The 22,221-nt window shown below is 67.3% G+C and carries 20 protein-coding genes; 11 read left to right on the top strand and 9 right to left on the bottom strand.

All coding sequences use genetic code 11. The features are described from left to right. Positions 1-50: 50 nt before the first annotated feature. Complete coding sequence (locus tag J7500_RS16655) at positions 51-869, top strand: LD-carboxypeptidase (RefSeq protein WP_294063106.1); 819 nt, start codon at positions 51-53, stop codon at positions 867-869. On the opposite strand, the gene J7500_RS16650 is transcribed toward J7500_RS16655, so the two are convergent. Genes J7500_RS16650 through infA form a run of 3 tightly spaced genes read right to left on the bottom strand, consistent with a single transcriptional unit; the run spans position 838 to position 1,969 of the window. Continuing rightward, entirely contained in the window at positions 838-1,467 is a 630-nt protein-coding gene (locus tag J7500_RS16650) for a hypothetical protein (RefSeq protein ID WP_294063104.1), read from the bottom strand. The genes J7500_RS16655 and J7500_RS16650 overlap by 32 nt on opposite strands. Next, positions 1,407-1,712 carry an antitoxin Xre/MbcA/ParS toxin-binding domain-containing protein gene (locus tag J7500_RS16645; protein ID WP_294063103.1) on the bottom strand — a complete coding sequence of 102 codons (306 nt, stop codon included), beginning with the start codon at positions 1,710-1,712 and terminating at the stop codon, positions 1,407-1,409. The genes J7500_RS16650 and J7500_RS16645 overlap by 61 nt, the downstream gene beginning before the upstream one ends. Then, positions 1,709-1,969 (bottom strand): translation initiation factor IF-1, encoded by a 261-nt coding sequence (gene infA / locus J7500_RS16640; protein WP_294063102.1) that lies wholly within the window; start codon positions 1,967-1,969, stop codon positions 1,709-1,711. Before infA ends, J7500_RS16645 begins: the two co-directional genes overlap by 4 nt. Before the next feature lie 289 nt (positions 1,970-2,258). Between infA and thrS the strand changes: the two genes are divergently transcribed. The 4 genes from thrS (at position 2,259) to J7500_RS16620 (ending at position 7,580) form a co-directional block, all read left to right on the top strand. After that, complete coding sequence (gene thrS / locus J7500_RS16635; protein ID WP_294063325.1) at positions 2,259-4,250, top strand: threonine--tRNA ligase; 1,992 nt, start codon at positions 2,259-2,261, stop codon at positions 4,248-4,250. A 118-nt stretch (positions 4,251-4,368) separates the two neighbouring features. Beyond that, positions 4,369-5,907 carry a glycosyltransferase family 39 protein gene (locus J7500_RS16630; RefSeq protein ID WP_294063101.1) on the top strand — a complete coding sequence of 513 codons (1,539 nt, stop codon included), beginning with the start codon at positions 4,369-4,371 and terminating at the stop codon, positions 5,905-5,907. 270 nt (positions 5,908-6,177) lie between these two features. Further along, complete coding sequence (infC, locus tag J7500_RS16625; protein ID WP_294063100.1) at positions 6,178-6,711, top strand: translation initiation factor IF-3; 534 nt, start codon at positions 6,178-6,180, stop codon at positions 6,709-6,711. Further along, the gene (locus J7500_RS16620) at positions 6,708-7,580 is read left to right on the top strand and encodes a glycoside hydrolase family 16 protein (protein WP_294063099.1); all 873 of its coding nucleotides are present in this window, start codon (positions 6,708-6,710) and stop codon (positions 7,578-7,580) included. The genes infC and J7500_RS16620 overlap by 4 nt, the downstream gene beginning before the upstream one ends. Here J7500_RS16620 and J7500_RS16615 read toward each other — a convergent pair. Both J7500_RS16615 and J7500_RS16610 read right to left on the bottom strand, forming a co-directional pair. Continuing rightward, a complete protein-coding gene (locus tag J7500_RS16615; protein ID WP_294063097.1) occupies positions 7,577-7,960 on the bottom strand; it encodes a VOC family protein in 384 nt (127 codons plus the stop codon). The two genes, J7500_RS16620 and J7500_RS16615, sit on opposite strands and share 4 nt — an antisense overlap. Positions 7,961-7,974: 14 nt before the next feature. Continuing rightward, the gene (locus J7500_RS16610; RefSeq protein WP_294063095.1) at positions 7,975-10,725 is read right to left on the bottom strand and encodes a [protein-PII] uridylyltransferase; all 2,751 of its coding nucleotides are present in this window, start codon (positions 10,723-10,725) and stop codon (positions 7,975-7,977) included. Between the two features lie 136 nt (positions 10,726-10,861). On the opposite strand from J7500_RS16610, the gene J7500_RS16605 reads away from it, so the two are divergent. The 4 genes from J7500_RS16605 (at position 10,862) to J7500_RS16590 (ending at position 17,002) form a co-directional block, all read left to right on the top strand. Further along, a complete protein-coding gene (locus J7500_RS16605) occupies positions 10,862-12,973 on the top strand; it encodes a TonB-dependent siderophore receptor (RefSeq protein WP_294063094.1) in 2,112 nt (703 codons plus the stop codon). Continuing rightward, positions 12,973-13,530 (top strand): hypothetical protein, encoded by a 558-nt coding sequence (locus J7500_RS16600; protein WP_294063093.1) that lies wholly within the window; start codon positions 12,973-12,975, stop codon positions 13,528-13,530. The genes J7500_RS16605 and J7500_RS16600 overlap by 1 nt, the downstream gene beginning before the upstream one ends. Continuing rightward, positions 13,527-14,990 (top strand): PepSY domain-containing protein, encoded by a 1,464-nt coding sequence (locus J7500_RS16595; protein WP_294063092.1) that lies wholly within the window; start codon positions 13,527-13,529, stop codon positions 14,988-14,990. The genes J7500_RS16600 and J7500_RS16595 overlap by 4 nt, the downstream gene beginning before the upstream one ends. A 167-nt stretch (positions 14,991-15,157) precedes the next feature. Next, positions 15,158-17,002 carry a methyl-accepting chemotaxis protein gene (locus J7500_RS16590; protein ID WP_294063091.1) on the top strand — a complete coding sequence of 615 codons (1,845 nt, stop codon included), beginning with the start codon at positions 15,158-15,160 and terminating at the stop codon, positions 17,000-17,002. A 97-nt stretch (positions 17,003-17,099) separates the two neighbouring features. Here the strand turns inward: J7500_RS16590 and grpE are convergent, their stop codons facing one another. The 3 genes from grpE to J7500_RS16575 all read right to left on the bottom strand — a co-directional run bounded on the left by grpE (position 17,100) and on the right by J7500_RS16575 (position 19,725). After that, positions 17,100-17,669: a nucleotide exchange factor GrpE gene (gene grpE, locus J7500_RS16585; RefSeq protein WP_294063090.1), complete on the bottom strand. Its 570-nt coding sequence runs from the start codon at positions 17,667-17,669 to the stop codon at positions 17,100-17,102. Between the two features lie 25 nt (positions 17,670-17,694). Then, positions 17,695-18,738: a heat-inducible transcriptional repressor HrcA gene (hrcA, locus tag J7500_RS16580; protein ID WP_294063089.1), complete on the bottom strand. Its 1,044-nt coding sequence runs from the start codon at positions 18,736-18,738 to the stop codon at positions 17,695-17,697. Positions 18,739-19,206: 468 nt separating this feature from the next. Next, positions 19,207-19,725: a DUF6438 domain-containing protein gene (locus tag J7500_RS16575; protein ID WP_294063088.1), complete on the bottom strand. Its 519-nt coding sequence runs from the start codon at positions 19,723-19,725 to the stop codon at positions 19,207-19,209. An 89-nt stretch (positions 19,726-19,814) separates the two neighbouring features. Here J7500_RS16575 and rph point away from each other — a divergent pair, with 89 nt between their 5' ends. Together rph and rdgB are read left to right on the top strand one after the other, a co-directional pair. Beyond that, positions 19,815-20,528 (top strand): ribonuclease PH, encoded by a 714-nt coding sequence (rph, locus tag J7500_RS16570; protein ID WP_294063087.1) that lies wholly within the window; start codon positions 19,815-19,817, stop codon positions 20,526-20,528. Further along, entirely contained in the window at positions 20,525-21,169 is a 645-nt protein-coding gene (gene rdgB, locus J7500_RS16565) for an RdgB/HAM1 family non-canonical purine NTP pyrophosphatase (RefSeq protein WP_294063086.1), read from the top strand. Before rph ends, rdgB begins: the two co-directional genes overlap by 4 nt. A 36-nt stretch (positions 21,170-21,205) precedes the next feature. Here the strand turns inward: rdgB and J7500_RS16560 are convergent, their stop codons facing one another. Then, entirely contained in the window at positions 21,206-22,126 is a 921-nt protein-coding gene (locus tag J7500_RS16560; protein WP_294063084.1) for a class I SAM-dependent methyltransferase, read from the bottom strand. Between the last annotated feature and the right edge of the window lie 95 nt (positions 22,127-22,221).

The raw sequence follows: 22,221 nt of genomic DNA, 5'->3' as shown, positions 1-22,221 counted from the left end.
GCAATCCGCATGGCTTGAGCCGGATATTGGCCGGATATTGGGGTGAATGGATGCGCATTGGAGTCGTGGCGCCGGGCCGGGCAGTGAGCAAGGAATCCTCGCTGCGCATGGCCGCCTTCATGGCGCTGACTTATCCCCAGCACGAGATCGTCTTCCATCCGCAATGCTTCATGACCCAGGGGCATTTCGCGGGATCGGACGACGTGCGCGCGGCAGCCTTCCTCGAATTCGCCAACGATCCGGCCTTCGACGCGATCTGGTTCGCGCGCGGCGGCTACGGATCTAACCGCATCCTCGACATGGTGATCCCCAAGCTGGGGCCCGCCGCTTCCGCCAAGACCTATATGGGCTTTTCGGACATGGGCTTCCTGCTCGGTGCGCTCTATGCGCGGCGGATCGGGCATCCGGTCCACGCGTCGATGGCGAGCGGGCTGGGCATGAACGACAGCGGCGAGGATGTGGGCTGGGCGCTGGGCTGGCTGATCGACCGCGACCGCCGTGCGCTAGAGCCGAGCCTTGCCGACGGGCGGCCGGCGGTGGCGTTCAACCTGTCGATCCTGAGCGCGCTGATCGGCACCAAATGGCTGCCCGACCTGACCGACCATGTGCTGATCGTCGAGGAAGTGTCCGAGGCGCTCTACCGGATCGACCGGATGATGTTCCAGGTCGCGCACGCCACCCAGCTCAAGGGGATCGCCGGCATCCGGCTGGGCGCGGTCTCGGACGTGCCCGACAACGACGTGGATTTCGGCGAGACCGACGAGCAGATCGTCACGCGCTGGTGCCGCGACATGGGCGTGCCCTTTCTCGGCCGAGCCGAGGTGGGGCATGTGCGGCTCAACCGGGTGGTGCCGTTCGGGGTGCTGTGAGCGACCGCGCCGCGCTGGCGACGACCTCCGCGGCGAGCGATTCGTAGAAGGCGCAGACGCCGGCGAGCTCGCCTGCGCTCAGCACCAATTCCTCGCCGATCGCGAAGCTTCGCAGCGGCGCGCAGGGTCCCGCCCAGCCGGCCGTCATCCGCGTGCCGCCGCGCGCATCGGCGCGCGTGACGATGCCGCCGCAGTGGAACAGGCAGTCGCGCGACCGGCCCAGCGCGCGCAGCCGCACCTCGTCCGTCGCGCATGCCGCGCCGTCCGCAGCCCGGAACGCGCGCAGCTTGTTGGCGGTGTTGCGTTGCCCGGCGACCACGGGGAGGCCGATGCGCAGCGACGCCTCGTCGATCAGCACGTTGAGGAAGCGATCGAGCTCGCGCAGCCCGTTCCCGATCACCTTCGCGCGATAGCGTCCGCCGATCGCGGCCGGCGCCACGCCTGCCTGCGCGCTAAGCCCTGCGCCGAGGAAGCGCGCGCCGCGAGTCAGCGTGGCATGCGCCCGCACCAGCCCGTCGTCGATGCCCGGCGCGCGGGTCAGCTGCGCGACGCGTCGGTGGCCGCGCGGGCGGCGATCGCCTGCTCGACGGCTTCGCACCCGGCAGCGCTGGCGACGGCGAGATCGAGCGGCCGCCCGCCGAGCGCGTCGTCATGATTGTTGAGGAATTCGATCGCCGCCTCGCGCCCGCCGAGCATGCGCCAAGCGAGCATCGTGATGCGGCCCTGGCGCTCGGCGCTGTCGGGCGAGAGCCGCGGCGTGCTGAACTTGTTGCGGAAGGGCTTGCGCGGCGCGCGTGCGGGCGCCTCGCTGGGGGTCGTCTCGACCGGCTGCTCGTCGCTCATCGCCTGTTTCCTCTCCGCGGCCCGCCCGGACCGGCGCCCACGCGCTCGCGATAGACCAGTCGCCCCTTCTCCATGTCGTAGGGCGACATCTCGACCTGGACGCGATCGCCCACGAGCGTGCGGATGCGGAATTTGCGCATCTTGCCCGCGGTATAGACGATGATCCGATGGTCGTTCTCCAAACGAACGCGGAAGCGGCCGTCGGGCAGCAGCTCCTCGACCTGGCCGTCGAGGGTGAGCAATGCTTCCTTCGCCAAGCCTCAGCCCTCCACGCGGCTGAAGGGCAGGCGGCGGGAATTCAGATATATCGGGGTCATGCGGCGCTCCGGCAGATGTAAGCGGGAGCACGCGAGTCTCTCAGCCGTTGGCGCCTACGGGGTGACGTGCCAGCGATTGGAGCAATATGGGCGCGCGGGCGGCGAAAAGGAACCCCGGCACCGGCGATAAGGCGGCAATCGCGACTGTGCTTGCCTATATCGCACCCGCGAAGGCATAAGCCGCGCTCCCGGAATCAACCCTTTGTCGAAAGTCCAACCCGTGTCCGAGATGTTCCGCATTACGCTGCCCGACGGTTCCGTCCGCGAGGTAGCCCCGGGGACTACCCCGGCGGACATCGCCGCGGCGATCGGTCCGGGGCTCGCCAAGGCGGCGATGGCGGCGCGTGTCGACGGCGAAGTGCGCGACATCATGCGTCCGCTCGAAGGCGACGCGCAGCTCGCACTGATCACGGCGAAGGACGAGAAGGACGCGCTCGAGCTCGTCCGCCACGACTATGCGCACATCCTGGCCGAAGCGGTGCAGAACCTCTTCCCCGGCACGCAGATCACTTTCGGTCCGGCGACCGATGACGGCTTCTATTACGACTTCGCGCCCAAGGACCGGCCCTTCACCGAGGAGGACCTGCCGGCGATCGAGGCCGAGATGCGCAAGATCATCGCCAAGGACGAGCCGCTGATCCGCGAGGTCTGGACGCGCCAGCAGCTGATCGAGCGCTGGCAGAAGCAGGGCGAGACCTTCAAGGCCGAATGGGCGCAGGAGCTTCCCGAGGGCGAGGAGCTGACCGTCTACCGCGCCGGCAAGGGCGAGGACGCGTGGCTCGACATGTGCCGCGGGCCGCACTTGGCCTCGACCGGCAAGGTCGATCCCAACGCCTTCAAGCTGACGCGCGTCTCGGGCGCCTATTGGCGCGGCGACCAGAAGAACGCGATGCTCTCGCGCATCTACGGCACCGGCTGGCTCAACAAGAAGCAGCTCGACGAGCATCTCCACCGGCTCGAGGAAGCCGCCAAGCGCGACCACCGCAAGCTCGGCGCCGAGATGGACCTGTTCCATCTCCAGCAGGAGGCGCACGGGTCGGTCTTCTGGCACCCGCACGGTTTCACCATCTGGCGCCAGCTCGAAGCCTATATGCGCCGCGCGATCGACGCCGCGGGCTATCAGGAAGTGAAGACGCCGCAGGTGATGGACGCGCGCCAGTGGGAGCAGTCGGGCCACTGGGGCAAGTATCGCGAGAACATGTTCGTCATCCCCGACGAAGTGCCGAACGTCGAGGACGAGGGCCCGATCGTCTCGGACGCCGCTGAGTGGATGGCGCTCAAGCCGATGAACTGCCCGGCGCACGTGCTGATCTTCCGCCAGGGGATCAAATCGTACCGCGACCTGCCGCTGCGCCTGTACGAGAATGGTTGCTGCCACCGCAACGAGCCCCACGGCGCACTGCACGGGCTGATGCGCGTACGCCAGTTCACCCAGGACGACGCGCACATCTTTTGCCGCGAGGACCAGATCGTCGAGGAAGTGCAGGCCTTCTGCCGCCTCGCCGACCGCATCTATCGCGACTTCGGCTTCACCTACTCGATCAAGCTGGCGCTGCGCCCCGAGAAGCGATTCGGCACCGAGGAGATGTGGGACCAGGCCGAGACCGAACTGCGCGACGCCGTGGTCCGCGCGGGGCTCGCCACCGAGGAATATGGCTGGGAAGAGCTGCCGGGCGAAGGCGCTTTCTACGCGCCCAAGCTCGAATGGCATTTGACCGATGCGATCGGCCGGACCTGGCAGGTCGGCACGATCCAGTCGGACCGGGTGCTGCCCGAGCGGCTCGACGCGTCGTACGTCGCCGAGGACGGGGAGCGCCATCGCCCGGTGATGCTCCACCGCGCGATCTTCGGCTCGTACGAGCGGTTCATCGGCATTTTGATCGAGCATTTCGCGGGCAAGCTGCCGGTGTGGCTCGCCCCGACCCAGGCAGTGGTCGCGACCATCGTCTCGGACGCCGACGATTATGCCAAGGAAGTGGCCAGGAAGCTGCAGGCGGCGGGCATCCGCGTCGAGAGCGATCTGCGCAACGAGAAGATCAACTACAAGGTCCGCGAGCATTCGGTCGCCAAGGTCCCGAACCTGCTCGTCGTCGGCAAGCGCGAGGCGGACGAAGGCACGGTGGCGCTGCGCGTGCTGGGCAGCCAAGGCCAGCAGATGCTGAGCCTGGACGAGGCGATCGCCAAGCTGAAGATCGAAGCGACTCCACCCGACCTGCGATGAGCCCCTTGCCCTTAGGAACGACCGATACGCTTTAAGAGCGGGGATTCGGCGGATCCTTAATCATTCGTTTGCCCTAATACGCGAGATACCGACGCTGCATGCGGCAAAGGGGATTGCGTTGTCGGGTATCGTTCCAAACGCTGTCCGGGGATCTGCTCGAAACGACCGCACGGCTATTCTGGTGGGCGCCGTGCTCGTGTTGGCATGCGCCGCGTTCATGTTTGTGGATCGCCATGTCCCGCCCCTCATTTTGTGGGACGAGTCGCGTCTGGCTGTGAACGCGCTTGAGATGCACCAGCGCGGCTGGAGCCTGGTGACCACCTATGGCTTCGAACCGGATCACTGGAATACCAAGCCACCGCTGATGATTTGGCTGATGAACGCCTCCGTCTCGGTCTTCGGCCCGTCCGAACTCGCGTTGCGGTTTCCCGCGATGCTGGCCGCGCTGGCGACGATCGCTATCGTCTTCGTCTTCACTCGGCGGGTTTCGCATTCGACTTGGACCGCGGTTCTTGCGGCGCTGCTTCTCGCAGGTAGCGTCGGATTCTACGGCGAGCACGGCGCGCGCACCGCGGACTATGATGCGCTGCTTTGTTTCTTCACCACGGCCTATCTCACCGTCTTCTACTTCGCGGTGCATCGGCGTCGCCCCGGCATGCGGCACCTGCTCTTGGCAGGCGTGCTGGTCGCGGGGGCAACGATGACCAAAACGACCGCCGGCCTGGTGCCCGGAGTCGGTGTGGCGCTCTATTTGGCCGTGTCGGGAAGGTTGCACCGTGCCTATACCACGCCGCGCTACTTTATGCTGTTGCTGCTGGCGCTCCTGCCGCTGGTCGCCTTCTACCTGGCGCGCGAGCGGCTCGCGCCCGGCTATCTGGAAGCGGTATGGCACAATGACTTTTCCGGCCGTTTCCGGGACAAGCTGGTGCGACAAGGCGGTCCGCCTTGGTATTATGTCCAGTTGTTGTTCCGAGACGGCTTGTTCAGCGCGGGGCCGTTGGCCCTTCTTGCCCCGCTTGGATTGGCCGGCGCCAAAGGCCAGACTCGGCAGGGCCTTGTGTTCGCACTCTGCTGCTTCTTCGGGCAGCTGGCCGTCGTGAGCATCACCGCCACCCGGCTCATTCAATATATTCTGCCCGCGCTGCCGTGGCTGGCAATTGCCTGTGCGCTCACCGTGAAGGCGCGGCTCCCACGCTTCCTGGGGTATTCGGCTTTACAGCGTCCGTCCTGGAGCAAGCTGATTCTGCCTCTGGCTCTTGTCACAGTGGCGATAGTCAACATCGGCGTGCGTACCGCAGTCATGCGGTACGACCTTCTCCTGGGTCGCGCCTATTACCCGCAGGCAGGCTATGGTGCGCTTTTCACCTCGCTTCGGGAGCGTGGCGTCGGCCGCTTGGCCGTCCTCGAGCCTGGATTCGCAGGCGGCGGGGTCACGAACTACCAGCCGCAGTTCGACTATTACGCACTTCTGTGGCGTACGCGCGGGATGACCATTTCCCGGATCGAGAAGCTGCCTCTTCAACGATCGCCTATGGTCACGGCGAGCTGCAATCCCGATCTCGGCGGCGCGCTTCGCGCGAGGGGAGCCTACACCGTCGGCAGCTTCGGCTGCGTAGCCACAAACCTGCCAGTAAGCCTGGCGAGATCCACCGAGTAGCTCGCCGGCAAGGTCGGCTGGCACACCGCTCCCGCCATCGTTTACACGATCCTGACGGCGGCCGCCGCACCGCCTCTCATGCCCAGGCCCCGATTAAGGCTTGCGCCTCGCCCCTCCGCTCCCGATATCCGCGTTACGCTCGCGCCACAGTGCGCGGGATTTTCGGCGGGACAGTGCGCGGTGGGCTACCGGAATGCGCTTTCCTGCGTTATTTACGCGCGCACGAAGCGAAGAAACGAAACAGCAGGAGCAATCCCTATACGTCCTCCCATGTCCCGGCGCCCGCTGGCGCCACCGCCGATGAACGGTCCGCGGTTCAACGAATTCATCCAGTCGCCCAAGGTCCGGGTGATTGACCAGGACGGCGAGAATCTCGGCGTGATGTACACGCGCGAGGCAATGGAGCAGGCGCGCGAGGTCGGTCTCGACCTGGTCGAAGTGTCGCCCAACGCCGATCCGCCCGTCGCCAAGTTCCTGGACGTCGGCAAGTACAAGTACGAGGCGCAGAAGAAGGCCAACCAGGCCCGCAAGAGCCAGAAGACGCAGGAGATCAAAGAGATCAAGATGCGTCCGAACATCGACGATCATGATTATGATACGAAGATGAAGGCTGTTCACAAGTTCATCGGCGAAGGCGACAAGGTGAAGATCACTCTGCGCTTCCGCGGCCGCGAGCTTTCGCACGGCCAGCTCGGCATGAACCTGCTCAAGCGCGTCCAGGAAGATTGCGCCGAGGATGCCAAGGTCGAGAGCTATCCGCGCATGGAAGGCCGCCAGATGCTGATGGTGCTGGCGCCCAAATGAGGATCGCGCGAGGGCTGTCCGCCGTGGCGGCCCTCGCCGCCCTGCTGCCCGCCGCCGCGGCGGCGCAGACCGTCCACAACCCGCCGATCACTGCCGGCGCCGACGAGCCGCTGACGCGGCCTTCGGACTATCGACTCGTCTGGTCCGACGAGTTCGATCGCCCGGGCGCGCCCGATTCGAAGAAGTGGCGCTACGACACCAGCCGCAACAAAGAGGGCTGGTACAACAACGAACTCCAATATTACGCCGCCGACCGGCGCGAGAACGTCCGCGTCGAGAACGGCAGGCTGGTCATCGAGGCACGCAAGGAGCGGCTGGCCGACAAGCCCGATTTCGGTGGGCAGGACTATGCCTCGGGCAAGATCGTGACCCAGGGGCTCGCCTCGTGGAAATACGGCTTCGTCGAGGTTCGCGCCAAGCTCGCCTGCGGGCGAGGCACCTGGCCGGCGATCTGGATGCTCGCCGAGGACGGCAAGGCCGGCTGGCCCGCAATGGGCGAGATCGATATCATGGAGCATGTCGGCTGGAACCAGGGCCGCGTCTACGGCACCGTCCACACCAAGGCCTATAACCACACGATCAACACGCAGAAGGGCAGCTACACGCAGGCGCCCGATGCCTGTGATGCCTTCCACAACTATCAGCTCGACTGGAACGAAGACCGCATCCTGGTGGGCATGGACGGCCATGCCTTCATGCGCTTCGACAACGACCACAAGGGCGACCCTGCGAGCTGGCCCTTCGCCTCGCCGCAATATCTGATCCTGAACGTCGCGGTGGGCGGCTGGGGCGGCCAGATGGGCATCGACGACGCGGCCTTCCCGGCGCGGATGGAAGTCGATTACGTGCGGGTCTGGCAGAAACGCTAGGCGGCCGGCGGTTCCCACAGCTCGATCGGGTTGCCTTCGGGATCGTGGATGCGGGCGAAGCGTCCGGTTTCGGGCGTATCCCATTCGGGCTTGGTGATGATCGCGATGCCGAGCGCGTTGAGCTGCTCGAGCAGTCCGTCGAGGTCGCGGACGCGCAGGTTGAGCATGATCTGCTTGTCCGCGGCGAAATAGTCGCTCGATTCCTTGAAGGGCTCGAACACGATCGGACCGGGCTCGGGATACCAGAACCATTCGCTCGACTGGCCCTGCTCGTCGGTGCCGCAGCCGCCGCCCACGCCGAGAGTGTCGCGGTACCAGCTCTTGAGCGCCTCCGGGTCCTTCGCGCGGAAGAAGAAGCCTCCCATTCCGATCACCGGCATATACTTTCCCCCGTTCAGGCCGCCTGGGCCGTGTTCACCTCGCCGGCCGCGGCGTCGAGCAGGCGGCGCTCGATCGTCTTGAGCCGAGGGGCGCCCTCGATCTTATCACCGATCAGATCGGTCAGGTAGAAGGTGTCCACCGCGCGCTCGCCATAGGTGGCGACATGCGCCGAGTGGATCGTGACCTTCGACTGGAAGAGCGCGTGGGCGAGATGGTAGAGCAGCGCCGGCCGGTCGCGCGCATTGACCTCGACCACGGTGAAGCGATTCGAGGCGCTGTTGTCGATGAAGACATTGGGCTCGATCGCGAAGGCGTCCGAACGCGGGCGCGGCGCCGGGCGGGCCTTGAGCCGCTCGGAGAGCTTGGCGCGGTTGGTGAGCGCGTCGGCGATCGCTTCCTTGAGCCGGTTGAGCCGCGACTCCTCGTCGAAGGGGCGGCCGAGCGGGTCCTGGACGAGGAAATTGTCGAGCGCCATCCCGTCGCGCGTCGTGTGGATGCGCGCGTCGATGATGTTGCCGCCGGCGACATGGATCGCGCCGGCGATCCGATAGAACAGCCCGGGATGGTCAGAGGCATAGACCGTCACCAGAGTAGCACCGCGCTCGGGATAGACCTGCGCCTCGATCGAGAGCGGCGCATCGCCGGCGGCGTCGATCTGCCGTGCATTGCGCTCGAGCACGTCGAGCGGTTCGGCGATCCAATAGGCTTCGGGCAGTCGCTTCATCAGCACCGTCAGGCGCGGCTCGGCCCAGCCGAGCGCGTCGGCCAACGCGGCCTGCTTGGCGGCGATGCGCTCGGTGCGGCCCTTCTGCTTGTGGCCCAGGCGCAGCACTTCCTCGGCGGCGTCGAACAGGTCCGATAGGAGCTGGCGCTTCCAGCTGTTCCACACGCCGGGACCGACCGCGCGGATGTCGACGATCGTCAGCACCAGCAGCATGCGCAGCCGCTCGGGGCTCTGCACATGGCCGGCAAAGTCGAGGATCGTCTTGAAGTCGGCCAGGTCGCGCTTGAAGGCAGTGGCGGACATCAGCAGGTGCCAGCGCACCAGCCAGGCGACCGTCTCGGTTTCGGCCGGGGTGAGCCCCAGCCGCGGACAGAGCCGCTCGGCGACTTCGGCGCCGAGGATCGAATGGTCGCCCTTGCGGCCCTTGGCGATATCGTGGAGCAGCACCGCGACATAGAGCGCGCGCCGCGAGGCGATCTGGCGGAAGATGCCGGTGGCGAGCGGATGGTCTTCCTTGAGCGTGCCCTTCTCGATCTCGCTCAGCAGGCCAATCGCGCGGATCGAATGCTCGTCGACCGTATAGTGATGATACATGTCGAACTGCATCTGCGCGACGACGCGGCCGAAGTCGGGGACGAAGCGACCGAAGACGCCGGCCTCGTTCATCCAGCGCAGCACCATCTCGGGCGTGCGCGGCGAGGACAGCACGTCGAGGAAAAGCGCATTGGCGCGCGGATCGTTGCGCACGTCATCCACCAGCTTGGCGTCGCGCGCGGCGGCGCGCATCGCGAGCGGATGGACCTCGAGCCCGTGCAGGTCGGCGAGCTGGAAAATCTCGATCAGCCGGACCGAATCCTCACGGAAGAAGTCGTCGCGGGGCAGTGCCAGCCGCCCGCGCTCAAGGACGAAGCCCTTTAGCTTGCGCGGAGAGCGGAACAGCCGCGGCAGCCCGAAGCGCGCGCCGCGGGCGGCGAATTTCTCGTCTAGGTGCGCTAGGAACACGCCGGTCAGGTCGCCGACGACCTTCGCCTGGAGGAAGTAGAAGCGCATGAAGCGCTCGACCTTCGACATGCCCGGGCGATCGGCATAGCGCATCCGCTCGGCGATCTCGCGCTGGACGTCGAAGGTCAGCCGGTCCTCGGCGCGATCGGTGATCAGATGGAGGTGGCAGCGCACCGCCCAAAGGAAATTCTCGGCGCGGCGGAACTGGCGATATTCCTGCGCCGTGAGCAGCCCCGCGGCGACGAGCTCGGCGGGCTCGCGGACGTGATAGGCGAACTTGCCGATCCAGAAGAGCGTGTGGAGATCGCGCAGACCGCCCTTGCCTTCCTTGACGTTGGGCTCGACGACGTAGCGGCTGTCGCCCATCCGCTTGTGCCGGACCTCGCGCTCGGCGAGCTTCTGCGCGATGAAGCCGCGGGCATTGCCGTCCTGCACCTCGGCCTTGAAGCGCGCCGCGGCCTCTTCGTAGAGCTCGGTATCGCCCCAGATGTAGCGCGCCTCGATCAGCGCGGTGCACACGGTCACGTCCGCCTTGGCCTGGCGCACCGTCTCGTCGAGCGAGCGCGACGAATGGCCGACCTTCAGCTGCATGTCCCACAGCGAATAGAGCATCGATTCGATGACCTGCTCGCACCAGCTGGTGACTTTCCAGGGGGTGAGAAAACCGATGTCGATGTCCGAATGCGGCGCCATCTCGCCGCGGCCGTAACCGCCGACCGCGATCAGCGTCATCCGCTCGGCCGCAGTGGGATTGTGGTTGGGATGGAGCCGCTCGATCGTGAAATCCCAGAGCAGGCGGAGCAGCTGGTCGATCAGGAAGGCGCCTGCCGCCGCGGTCTCGTGCCCGCGCGAGGGATGCTCGGCGAGGCGTCGCGCGATCTCGGCGCGTCCGGCGTCGAGTGCGGCCTTGAGCTCGAGCGTCGCGGCCCGGCGCAGCGCCGCGGCGTCGCACGCCTCGAGCGCGGCCAGACGCTCGGACACAGCGCGCCGATCGATGATCTGCCGGCGATGCGGAACGGAATCGAAGCGCGACGACATGGCACCGAGATAAGGCCGCGGATGCGACAAGGCTAGGCACTGATAAACGTTCGCAACAAAGTTCGCACGCTAATGCGAATCGTTTGCATTATCATCTGTCGGTGGCTAAGGGCGCTTTCCGAAAGGGAGGTCCACAATGCATTCGATTCCGCTTCTGCTTCTCGCCGCTATCTCCGGTCCGGAGGCCGGCCCCGAGGAGGATCCGCAGCGCCAGGAGATCGTCGTCACCGGCGTGCGCGGCGAAGCGAGCGAAGGCACCGACAGCTATACCATCGGCACCAGCCGCACCTCGACGCGGCTGCCGCTCACGCCACGCGAGACGCCGCAATCGGTCACCGTCGTCACGCGCACCCAGATCGACGATTTCGCGCTGCGCGACGTCAACACGCTGCTGACCACCACCACCGGGATCAACGTCCAGCAGGCCGAGACCGACCGCACCTATTTCTCGGCGCGAGGGTTCGACATCACCAATTTCCAGATCGACGGCATCGGGCTGCCTTTTGCGAATGGATTGCAGAACGGATCGATCGACACCGCGACCTTCGACCGCGTGGAAGTGCTGCGCGGGGCGAACGGCCTGCTCTCCTCGACCGGCAATCCCTCGGCAACGATCAACCTGGTGCGCAAGCGCCCCGGCCGCGAGTTCGCCGCATCTGCGAGCCTGCTCTACGGATCGTTCGACCAGATCCGCGGCGATGCCGACGTCAGCGTGCCGCTGACCGCCAACGGCGCGATCCGCGCGCGCGTCGTCGGCGCCTATGAGGACAAAAGCAGCTACCTCGATCGCTATCATTCGGAGCGCACGGTCGGCTACGGCGTGGTCGAGGCCGACCTGGGCCCGGCCACGACGCTGAGCCTGGGCTACCAGCATCAGCAGCACAATACCGACGGCGGCATGTGGGGCGCGCTGCCGCTCTACGACAGCGCGGGCAACCCGACCGACTTGCCGCGATCGGCCAACACTTCGGCCGAATGGTCCAAATGGGACATTCGCGACCAGCAGATCTTCGGTGACCTGACGCACGACCTCGGCCAGGGCTGGACCGCCAGGCTGAGCGTGCTGCGCCGCGTGATCACCGAGGACGAAGAACTCTTCTACGTCTATGGCAATCCCGACCCGACCACCGGCGACGGGCTGTTCAGCTATCCCGGCGCCTTCCGGGGGCCGACGCGCGAACTGACCGTCGACGCCTATGTCTCGGGCCCGTTCGAGCTGTTCGGGCGCAGCCACGAGCTGGTGCTCGGCGCCAATTACGGCGTCAGCGACACGCTGCAATATGCCTCGTACGATTATTCGCAGGTCGGCCTGCCACTGCCCGGCAACAGCGCGTTCGACGGCAGCTTCCCTCGCCCCGACTTCCCCGATTTCGAGCTGCGCGCCGATTTCACCGTGAAGCGCGAGACGGCCTATGGCCTGTTCCGCATCAATCCCGCCGACGGGATCAAGGTGATGCTGGGCGGCAACATCACCCACATCCGCAGCGAAGGCCAATCCTACGACGCGCCGCGCGAATATTCGATGACGCGCGGGCTCCCCTTCGTCGGCGCGACCTTCGACCTGACGCCGTCGATCAGTGCCTATGCGAGCTTCGCCACCATCTTCAATCCACAGACCGAAGTGGATGAGACCCTGCGCGTCCTGCCGCCGACCGAGGGCAACAACCTTGAGGCGGGGCTGAAGGGCGAGTGGCTGGGCGGCAAGCTCAACGCGAGCGCGGCGATCTTCCGCGCGCACCAGCGCAACATCGCCGAAAGCGTCGGCTTCGATACCGGAAGCGGGCTGACGCTCTATCGCGGCATCGACGCCACCGCAGAGGGCGTGGAGCTGGACGTCGGTGGCATGGTCCTGCCCGGGCTGCAGCTGAGCGGCGGCTATACGCTGCTGCGCATCAAGGATGCCGAGGGCGATGCGGTGCGCACCTATGTGCCGCGCCACACCGGCCGGCTCAACATCGCCTATGCGCCGCCCGCGCTGCCGCAGCTCAAGCTCGGCGCATCGGTCCAATACCAGAGCCGGATCTGGCGCGAGCAGCCGCTGGTGATCGCGGGAACGCCGGTGATCACCGAGCAGAAGCAATATGCGCTGGTCGACCTGATGGCGCGCTTCGAAATCGACAAGCATTGGTCGCTCACCGCCAACCTGCGCAACCTGACCGACGCGAAGCCGATCACCAGCCTCTATTGGGAACAGGGCTTCTTCGGCCCGCCGCGGACGGTGAGCGCCACGCTGGGCTGGCGTTTTTGATGGAGCCGCAGCTCGCCCTTGGGCTGGCGGCATCGGTGGCAGGGGTTGGCGTGCTGCGCCTCGCCTGGGGCAGCCGCCGGCCTTGGCTGACCGCCGCCGGCTGGACGCTGCTCGGCGGCGCCACGGTGCTGCTCGGCGCGTCCGGCGGGGCATGGGGCATGGCGATCGCGACGGTGGTCGCGATGCTCGCGGCCGGCGTGCCGCTCGCGCACAATGCGCTGGTGCTTCCCGGTGGGCGGGCGCGCACCGTCGCCGAAGCCGCGAACGCGCCGGGCTGGCGCTTCCGGGCGAGCGACCTCGGCCGGCGGCTCGCGGTGTTCGCGCTCGTGGTGCCGCTCGGCTTCGCGGCGGCGCAGCTGCTCGCCTTCGGCGCGCAGGCGGCGGCGCGGCGCGCGGGCTGGGGCGATGCCGACACGCTGACGCTCGCGCTCTTGCTCCAGCCGATCGCCTGGACGGTGCTCGCCGCCGTCCAGATCACGCGTGCGGGGCCGCTCCGCATGATCCTGCCCGCGCTCGTCGTCGCGCTCGCGGGCCTTCTCCTCTGGTGGCCGCTATGAAGCACGAACCCCTCGCCGCCCCGCGGACGCTGGTCCAGCGCGCGCTATCGGGCCATGGCGCGATCGGCCTGCTCGCAGGCGCGCTGATCTACATCATCGCGCTTTCGGGCACGCTGATCGTCCTCGACGAGCGGCTGCAGCGCTGGGAGCAGCCGCAGGTCGCCGACAGCGGAGGGATCGCACCGGCTGCGGTCCAGCGCGCGATCGAAGCCGTGGCGGCGAGCGAAAACGGCAAGCCGCTGACGACGCATCTCTATGTCCATATGCCGACCGAGGGGCTGCCGCGCACCGTCGTCACTACCGATCACGGCGCCGTCTATGTCGACCGCGGGGGGCGCATCGCCGCGCCCGAGGCGCATGCCTGGACCGAGTTCCTGAGCAACCAGCACATCTATCTGCACCTGCCGATCACGCTGGGGATGATCGTGGTCGGCGCGCTTGGGGTGATGCTCGCGGCGCTGACGATCACCGGCGTGGTCGCCCATCCGCGCATCTTCCGCGACGCCTTCCGCCTGCGCGCGCGCGGCAACCGCCAGATCGCCCAGGCCGATTGGCACAACCGGCTAGGCGTCTGGACCCTGCCTTTCGCGCTCGCGCTTGCGCTCACCGGCGCCTTCATCGGGCTCGGCAGCGTCGGCGCCACGCTGATCGCCAAGGCGTACAAGGGTGGCGACGTCGTCGCGACCTATGGCGTGATCTTCGGGGCGGAGGCCAAGCCCGACCCGCGCCCTGCCCCGATCGCCGATGCCGCCGCCGCGCTCACGACGCTCGCGCAGCGCTTCCCGGGCGTCGAGCCGAGCTATGTGATCCTCCACGATCCCGGCACACGTGGCCAGCATGTCCAGATCATCGGAACCCACGCGCGCAGGCTGATCTATGGAGAGAACTACGCCTTCGACGCTGCGGGGCGCTTCCTCGGCACGACGGGGCTTTCCGACGGGGCAGTGGGGCAGCAGGTCGCGGCTTCAACCTACGGGCTGCATTTCGGGAGCTATGGCGGGCTGGCGGTGGAGCTCGCCTATGTCGCGCTGGGGCTGGCACTCTGCGTGGTGACCGGCACGGGCATGTCGCTGTGGCTGCAGAAGCGCCGCCGCCGAGGCGCGGCGAGCCCGCGGCTCGAGGCCGCCTGGGCCGTGACGGTGTGGGGCGTGCCGATCCTCTACGTCGTGCTGCTGTGGCTGCGCGCGGCGATCGGGCCGGAGCTGCCGCTGCCTGCAATCTTCTGGGGCATGCTCGCGACGGCGACGCTGGTGTCGCTGGTTCGGCCCGGCGCGATCGTGCCCCGGCGGATGCGCAGCGCACTGGGGGCCATGCTGGTGGCGACCGGCGTGGGGCATGCGCTGCTGCTTCCGAGCGCAGTGGCGGGGATCTGGGCGATCAACCTCGCACTGGTGGCGGCGGGCGTCGTGATCCTGTGGATCGAGCATGCACCGCGGCGGACGCAGCCTGATCATCCTTAATAGCGCGGGATGCTAAATTCGCGCGCTGCGCCGGTGGGGCGACTGCACATTCTATAAGGTGTTGAAAAGGGGAACTCCCGGCAGCCCCTTGCACCGGCCGTCACGCGACGGTTCGCCGCGTGTGTCGCCACAGAATGGATGGAAAAAGGCTCCGCATGTTCGAGCACATGACTCTTAGAAAGCGCCTGATCGTCGGCTTCAGCGCCGTCATCGGGCTGCTCGCGATCCTGGCGCTGGTCAGCGTCGAGCGCGTCCAGTCGGTCAAGGGCAACCTCGACCAGATGAACACGATCAACAGCGTCAAGCAGCGCTATGCGATCAACTTCCGCGGCAGCGTCCACGACCGCGCCATCGGCGTGCGCGACGTGACGCTGGTGAGCGACGCGGAGCTCGACGGCGTGACCGACACGATCGACAAGCTCGCCGCCAAATATGCCGATTCGGCCGGCCCGCTCGACGCGATGCTCGCGCCCGACACCAAGCCGACTGCCGACGAGACGCGCATCATCGCCTCGATCAAGGAAACCGAGTCCAAGACCCTGCCGCTGGTCAAGCACGTGATCGAGCTGCGCCGCGCCGGCGACATCGAGGGCGCGCGCCGCGTGCTGCTCGGCGAGGCGCGGCCGATGTTCGTCCAGTGGCTCAAGCAGATCAACGAGTTCATCGACCTGCAGGAAGCGATGAACAAGCACATCGGCGAGCAGGTGGCGAGCACCACCAGCTGGTTCAGCATCATCATCGGCCTGCTCTGCGTGCTCGGCATCGGCCTGGGCATCGCCGTCACCCGCTGGGCGATCGGCGGCCTGCAGCCGCTCACTGCGATCACCGAAGTGATCGAGCGGCTGAGCCGCGGCGACCGCGCCGTGACGATCCCGGCGCTCGATGCCGAGAACGAAGTGGGCCAGCTTGCCCGCGCCACCTCGGCCTTCCGCGACCAGCTCGCCGATGCCGAGCGTGCGAAGGAAGAGCAGGCGACGATGCTGGTCGACAGCATCGGCACCGGCCTCGCCGCGCTGGCCGAGGGCGACCTCGAGGCGCGCATCACCGCCGACCTCGCCGGCCCCTTCGCCAAGCTCAAGACCGACTTCAACGAAGCCGCAGCGGCGCTCCAGTCGGCGCTGCGCGTGGTCGCCGAGGGCGCCGACGCGATCCGCACCGGCACCGGCGAGATCGCCACGGCTTCCGAGGACCTGGCGCGCCGGACCGAGGGCAATGCCGCCAGCCTCGAGCAGACCGCGGCCGCGGTGAACCAGATCGACCAGCGCCTCAAGGCGACGGCCGACGCGGCGAGCCGCACCGTGCAGCGTGCCGACCAGGCAATGGAAGTCGTCGGTTCGGGCCGCAGCGTCGCCGACGACGCGGTCCAGGCGATGGTCCGCGTGTCGGACAGCGCCAAGGGCATCGACTCGGTGATCGAGGGCCTCGACAAGATCGCGTTCCAGACGCGCGTTCTCGCGATGAACGCGGCGGTTGAAGCCGGCCGCGCCGGCGAGGCGGGCCGCGGCTTCGCCGTCGTCGCCGACCTGGTCTCGGCGCTCGCGATGCGCGCCGAGGAAGAGGCCAAGCGCGCCCGCGAGCAGCTGACCGTCACGCAGAGCGAGATCAGCGTCGCAGTGGAAGCGGTGCAGAAGGTCGACCATGCGCTGGTCGACATCGCCACCGACGTGAGCACGGTCCACGGCCTGCTGGGCGACATCTCGACCGACAACCGCGCCCAGGCGGCGGCGGTCGGCGAGATCACCTCGGCGGTGTCGTCGATGGACCGCGAGACGCAGCAGAATGCCGCGATGGTCGAGGAGACCACGGCGGCCGTCCGCAACCTCGCCAACGAGGCCGAGCAGCTGGCACGCGAAGTCACGCGCTTCCGCACCGGCGCGGCAATGGCCGCAGTGCGCCGCGCCCCGGCCGCCGCGATCCAGGTCGCGAGCTACGCCAGCCCGGTCAAGCCGCTCCCCACCGCCGCGATCCCGGCGCTGGTGCGCAACGGCAGCGACGACTGGCAGAGCTTCTGATCCAGCGGGTCAGGTCGACAAAAGAAAAGCCGGGGCAGCGATGCCCCGGCTTTTTTGCTTTCCTAAGCCCCTCCCCTGAAGGGGAGGGGCTTTTTCCTCACTCCGGCTTTTTCGCCACGCCGACTAGCGCCGGGCGGAGCAGGCGGTCCTTGATCATGTAGCCGGTCTGGATTTCCTGCACGACCGTGCCGGGCTCGGCGTCGGCGGTGGGGATCTCCATCATCGCCTGGTGGCGATTGGGATCGAGCGCCTCGCCGGTCGCGACGATCTTCGAGATGCCGTGGCGCGCGAAGACCGAGTCGAGCTCGCGGCCGGTCGCCTCGAGCCCGGTCACCAGACCCTTGAGCTTCTCGTCCTCGCGCAGCTCGGCCGGAATCGCGGCGAGCGCACGGCTGAGATTGTCGGCGACCGAGAGGATGTCGCGCGCGAAGCCGGTGGCGGCATAGGTGCGCGCGTCGGCGGCTTCCTTCTCGGCACGGCGGCGGACGTTCTGCGTCTCGGCCTGGGCATAGAGCACCGCGGCCTTGGCCTCGGCGATCTGCGCCTCCAGCTCGGCCAGCCGGTCGTGCTCGGCCACTTCGGGCGCGCCTTCGGCGGTCTCATGCCGCAGATCGGCCTCGGCTTCGTTCACGTCCACAGCTTCGTTCCTGTTCGCTTCGTTCGACATAATTTCCTGTTCGTTCCTGCGCGGCTCAGGCCAGCAACCGGGCCAGCGTCGCCGCCGTGAAATCCACCATGGGCACGACGCGGGCATAGTTCAACCGCGTGGGGCCGATCACGCCCACCACGCCGACCACGCGCCCGTCCAACGCGCGCACCGGCTTTGCGATCACCGACGAGCCGGACAACGCGAAGAGCTTGTTCTCCGATCCGATGAAGATTCGCGTGGCCTCGCCTTCGCGCGCGCTGTCCAGCAGCCGGGCGATCTCTTCCTTGCCCTCGAGCTCGTCGAGGAGCTGGCGGACGCGGTCGAGGTCCTCGGTGGCATTGGTGTCGATCAGCCGCGCCTGGCCGCGCACGATCAGCACAGGACGGCGGTCGCCGTCCTCGCTCCACACCGCCAATCCGCGCTCGACCAGCGCGGCGGCGGCGGCGTCGAGCTCGGCGCGCTGCTGGGTGAGGTCGCGCTCGATTCGCGCGCGCGCCTGGGCGAGGGTGAGCCCGCCGAGCATCGCGCTCATGTAGTTGCTGGCCTGCTGGAGCGAGAGCGGGTCGATCCCGCCGGGGATGTGGACGACGCGGTTCTGGACCGAGCCGTCCTCGCCGACCAGCACCGCGAGCGCGCGATCGTGGTTCAAGGGCACGAAGCCGAACTGGCGCAGCACCGGATCGTCCTTGGGGACCAGCACCAGCCCGGCGCAGGCCGAGAGGCCGGAGAGTGCCGCGGTGGTGCCCGCCAGCGCCTCTTCGACCGGGCCGGTCTGCCCGGCGCGCGCCTCGATCGCGGCGCGCTCCTCGGCGGAGGGTTCCATCGCGTGCATCATGCCGTCGACGAACAGCCTGAGGCCGACGTCGGTGGGCATGCGGCCCGCGCTGGTGTGCGGCGCGGCGAGCAGGCCCAGCTCCTCCAGGTCCTGCATCACGTTGCGGATCGACGCGGGCGAGAGATTGAGGCCCGAAATCTTGGAGATAGTGCGCGAGCCGACCGGAGCGCCGCTGTCGAGGTAGGATTCGACCACGATCCGGAACACATCGCGCGCGCGATCGGTGAGTTCGTGGATCGGTGGGGTGTTCATGCCGCCCTATGTAGCGCAGGCGGCCGCGGGCTCAACCATGGGCGAGAAGCGCTAGGCTGTATCATCTCCCTTTCCTTTCGGGGAGGGGAGCGCGTTACGCCATCGCGCCGCCCCGCGCATCCTGCGCGACCAAAGGTCACACCAGGGTCACACTATCGCGGGGGTTCGAGCGGGGCCTGCCATCGGCCGATCCGGCGGGGCGATGCCGGAAGTCGACACGGCGGAAGTGGACAAAGTGGACACCCCAACGCGGGCGCATGCGCGTGCGTACGTGCCCGCGCGTGTGCGTGTGCGTGTGCGCGCGAGACGCCGATTATATTCAGATTGAGAAAGAGCGTTCCCGTTATGTTTCAGGCCAAATCCAATTTTGCAAGCGGCAATATCGTGCTCCGGGGGCCTGGGTTGTCTCGACATTCATCTCCCCTCCCCAAAAGGAAGGGAGCGCGTTAGGCTGAATGTCGATACGCCCTAGGGATGTTCGCCCACCAGCGCCTCGATCGGCAGCACGTCGGGCGCGTTGCCGAGCGCATCGGCCATGGCGCGGTTCTTCTCCCTGTCGCAGCCGAAGTAGAAATAGAGGTGCTGGCTGTCGCCGATCGCCCGCGTCCAGCGGACATCGACGCTGGGCATGTCGGTAGCGTGCCGCGTGCAGTTGGGCTCGCCCGGTGCAAAGCGCAGCTCGCCGCTCGCGGGCCGATAGGGCGCGAGCGTGGCGGCGAAGGCGTCATATTGCGCGCGCGTCAGCCGGAATTCGCGCGTGCCGCTCACCGCCGTGAAGCGCTTACCCTCGAAGATGCCCGTGCCGTCGGGGTGGACGGTCACCGAATAGACCGGGCAGGCGCCGAAACAGGGGCCGGTTTCATAGGCGATCGAATCGCCCTCGATCGGAACCGGCGTGCCCGTGTCCGCGCCGGGGCGCGCGGGCGGGACGCATCCAGCAAGCGCCGTCGCCGCCAGCCCCAACACCAACCACCGTCCCGTTATCATCCTGTCCTCCCCCTGGATCGTGCGCCGATACTGGCGCGTTCGCGCTCCAGCGTCTACGTGGCCGTTCCAACCTTGCAGGAGACTGAAGCATGCGCCCATCCGGCCGCGCCCCCGACGAGATGCGCGCGATCACGATCGAGCCCAATTTCACGCGCCACGCGGAGGGCTCCGTCCTGATCGGCTTCGGCGACACGCGCGTGCTGGTGACCGCAAGCATCGAAGAGCGGATTCCGCCGTGGCTGCGCGGCAAGGGCGAGGGCTGGGTCACCGCAGAATATGGCATGCTGCCCCGTGCGACGCACACGCGCGGCCAGCGCGAGGCGGCCAAGGGCAAGCAGTCGGGCCGCACGCAGGAAATCCAGCGGCTGATCGGCCGCAGCTTGCGCGCCGTCACCGACCTCAAGCTGCTCGGCGAGCGCCAGATCACGCTCGACTGCGACGTGCTCCAGGCCGATGGCGGCACGCGCACCGCGGCGATCTCGGGCGCCTGGGTGGCGCTGCGGCTCGCCACCAACAAGCTGCTCGCGGCTGGGCTGCTCGACAAGGACCCGATCCAGCAGCAGGTCGCGGCGGTCTCGTGCGGCATCTACAAGGGCGATCCGGTGCTCGACCTCGACTATGATGAGGATTCCTCGGCCGATGCCGATGCCAACTTCGTCCTGCTCTCCGACGGCAAGATCGCCGAGGCGCAAGCGACGGCCGAGGGCGCCTGTTACGACGAGGAAGGGCTGCTCCGCCTGCTCCGCCTCGCGCGCATCGGCTGCAACCAGATCTTCGCCGCCCAGTTGAAGGCGGTGCAATGACCGACCCCAACGAAGGAATCGGCGGAGACGCCCCCCAGGCGATCCGCAAGCTCCAGCCCGGCCGGCTGGTGATCGCCAGCCACAACAAGGGCAAGGTGCGCGAGATCCGCGAACTGCTCGCGCCCTATGGCATCGAGCCGGTCTCGGCCGCCGAGCTCGACCTGCCCGAGCCCGACGAGACCGGCACGACCTTCGTGGCCAATGCCGAGCTCAAGGCACTCCAGGCGGCCGACCTCTCGGGGCTCCCCGCGCTCGCCGACGATTCGGGGCTGTGCGTCGAGGCGCTGGGCGGCGATCCCGGCATCTTCTCGGCCCGCTGGGCAGGCGAGAGCCGCGATTTCGGCGTGGCGATGCGGCTGGTCGAGGACAACCTCGCCGCCAAGGGCCCGGACACGCCGCGTGATGCGCATTTCGTCTGCGCGCTGGCGCTGGCCTGGCCCGACGGGCATGTCGAATGGTTCGAGGGCCGCGTCGACGGGACTCTCGTGTGGCCGCCGCGCGGCGATCGCGGCTTCGGTTATGATCCGATGTTCCAGCCGATCGGCCATGCGGAGACCTTCGGCGAGATGGACCCTGCGGCCAAGCACGCGATGAGCCACCGGGCGGACGCGTTCCGGCAGCTCGTGGCAGCGGTGTTCTGAGGCTGGAGGGGCCTTCGAACGCGGCGATCCAGCCCGTCACCTCGAATAGAGTTGATGCTTCTCGGTCGTGAGAGTCACCGAAGACAGATAACGGCAGAAGAGGTAGCTGAGCAGGCTGAACATGAAGCCTCGCTCCTTATAGCCGTGCCGTGGCTTGAGCCCAAGCCGCTTGCGCAGCAACGCTTCGTAGAATTCCCAAGTGTGGGCATAGGTCGAGCGCAGCCCCGCCGCTTTGCAGTAGGCGAGCATTTCCCGCGCCGACTTATAGTTGGTCATGAAGGTCATATAGTCGGCGTGCTCCTCCGCGAAAAAGTCGCGGCTGTGGCCGAACTGGTCCCGGTGGCCCTTATAGACCCCGAGCCCGATGTAGCTCATCGCCTTGATGTATTTGCGCACCAAATCGTGCTGATGGATCTTGTGCACCAGCGGGATGTGGAGGTGCCCCTCCCAGATATAATGGCGCAGCGGGAACAGGTGCGTACCGACACCGCCGGTAGCGAGCACACGATAGGATTCGGCCATGAAATGGGCGTGGTCGCGAACGTGTTCGAGCACCTGGTTGGACGTGATGACGTCGATCGCGCCATCGTCGAAGGGCCAGCGTTCGGTGGAGCGAATTAGATGGAGACGGCTCGTCCAATCCACTTCCGGATGCGCAGCCGCAAGCGTCCGGATCGTTGACGCGAAAAAGCCCTCCGCCTGCACGCCGGAGTCCGACACGTCGATCCCGTAGAAATGAAATTCGTTACGAGGCCAGAGGAGCCGAAGGCCGGAAGCGAGATAGGAAAGAAAGACGCCATTTCCGCAACCGACATCGCAAATGGTGATCACGCGCTTGGTCGGCGCGATCGCCGCGAGCCTGGTATTCACCACCGCCAGCAAGTGCTGATGCGTAAGGCTACTGGCGCGAGCCAGTTGCACATCTGCCGTCGCCGGCGGAAAAGGCCCCTCGAGCATAGGCGCAAGGTATCATAGATGCGTGCATGCGCAACCATGCAGATCGTGACGCAGACGTGACCAGCCGACCCGCGGGCATGCGTCGAAGCCAATCG

Source organism: Sphingomonas sp. (assembly GCF_017744835.1).
Classification (GTDB): domain Bacteria; phylum Pseudomonadota; class Alphaproteobacteria; order Sphingomonadales; family Sphingomonadaceae; genus Sphingomonas.
The sequence above is the reverse complement of the archived record's forward strand: the minus strand, read 5'-3'. Positions and strand labels throughout refer to the sequence as shown.

Bases quoted from the DNA above. Each gene is read 5' to 3' on its own strand.
- J7500_RS16655 (WP_294063106.1), top strand. From the start codon at position 51: ATGCGCATTGGAGTCGTGGCGCCGGGCCGGGCAGTGAGCAAGGAATCC.
- J7500_RS16645 (WP_294063103.1), bottom strand. From the start codon at position 1,712: ATGAGCGACGAGCAGCCGGTCGAGACGACCCCCAGCGAGGCGCCCGCA.
- thrS (WP_294063325.1), top strand. From the start codon at position 2,259: ATGTTCCGCATTACGCTGCCCGACGGTTCCGTCCGCGAGGTAGCCCCG.
- infC (WP_294063100.1), top strand. From the start codon at position 6,178: ATGTCCCGGCGCCCGCTGGCGCCACCGCCGATGAACGGTCCGCGGTTC.
- J7500_RS16620 (WP_294063099.1), top strand. From the start codon at position 6,708: ATGAGGATCGCGCGAGGGCTGTCCGCCGTGGCGGCCCTCGCCGCCCTG.
- J7500_RS16615 (WP_294063097.1), bottom strand. From the start codon at position 7,960: ATGCCGGTGATCGGAATGGGAGGCTTCTTCTTCCGCGCGAAGGACCCG.
- J7500_RS16610 (WP_294063095.1), bottom strand. From the start codon at position 10,725: ATGTCGTCGCGCTTCGATTCCGTTCCGCATCGCCGGCAGATCATCGAT.
- J7500_RS16605 (WP_294063094.1), top strand. From the start codon at position 10,862: ATGCATTCGATTCCGCTTCTGCTTCTCGCCGCTATCTCCGGTCCGGAG.
- J7500_RS16600 (WP_294063093.1), top strand. From the start codon at position 12,973: ATGGAGCCGCAGCTCGCCCTTGGGCTGGCGGCATCGGTGGCAGGGGTT.
- J7500_RS16595 (WP_294063092.1), top strand. From the start codon at position 13,527: ATGAAGCACGAACCCCTCGCCGCCCCGCGGACGCTGGTCCAGCGCGCG.
- J7500_RS16590 (WP_294063091.1), top strand. From the start codon at position 15,158: ATGACTCTTAGAAAGCGCCTGATCGTCGGCTTCAGCGCCGTCATCGGG.
- grpE (WP_294063090.1), bottom strand. From the start codon at position 17,669: ATGTCGAACGAAGCGAACAGGAACGAAGCTGTGGACGTGAACGAAGCC.
- hrcA (WP_294063089.1), bottom strand. From the start codon at position 18,738: ATGAACACCCCACCGATCCACGAACTCACCGATCGCGCGCGCGATGTG.
- J7500_RS16575 (WP_294063088.1), bottom strand. From the start codon at position 19,725: ATGATAACGGGACGGTGGTTGGTGTTGGGGCTGGCGGCGACGGCGCTT.
- rph (WP_294063087.1), top strand. From the start codon at position 19,815: ATGCGCCCATCCGGCCGCGCCCCCGACGAGATGCGCGCGATCACGATC.
- rdgB (WP_294063086.1), top strand. From the start codon at position 20,525: ATGACCGACCCCAACGAAGGAATCGGCGGAGACGCCCCCCAGGCGATC.
- J7500_RS16560 (WP_294063084.1), bottom strand. From the start codon at position 22,126: ATGCTCGAGGGGCCTTTTCCGCCGGCGACGGCAGATGTGCAACTGGCT.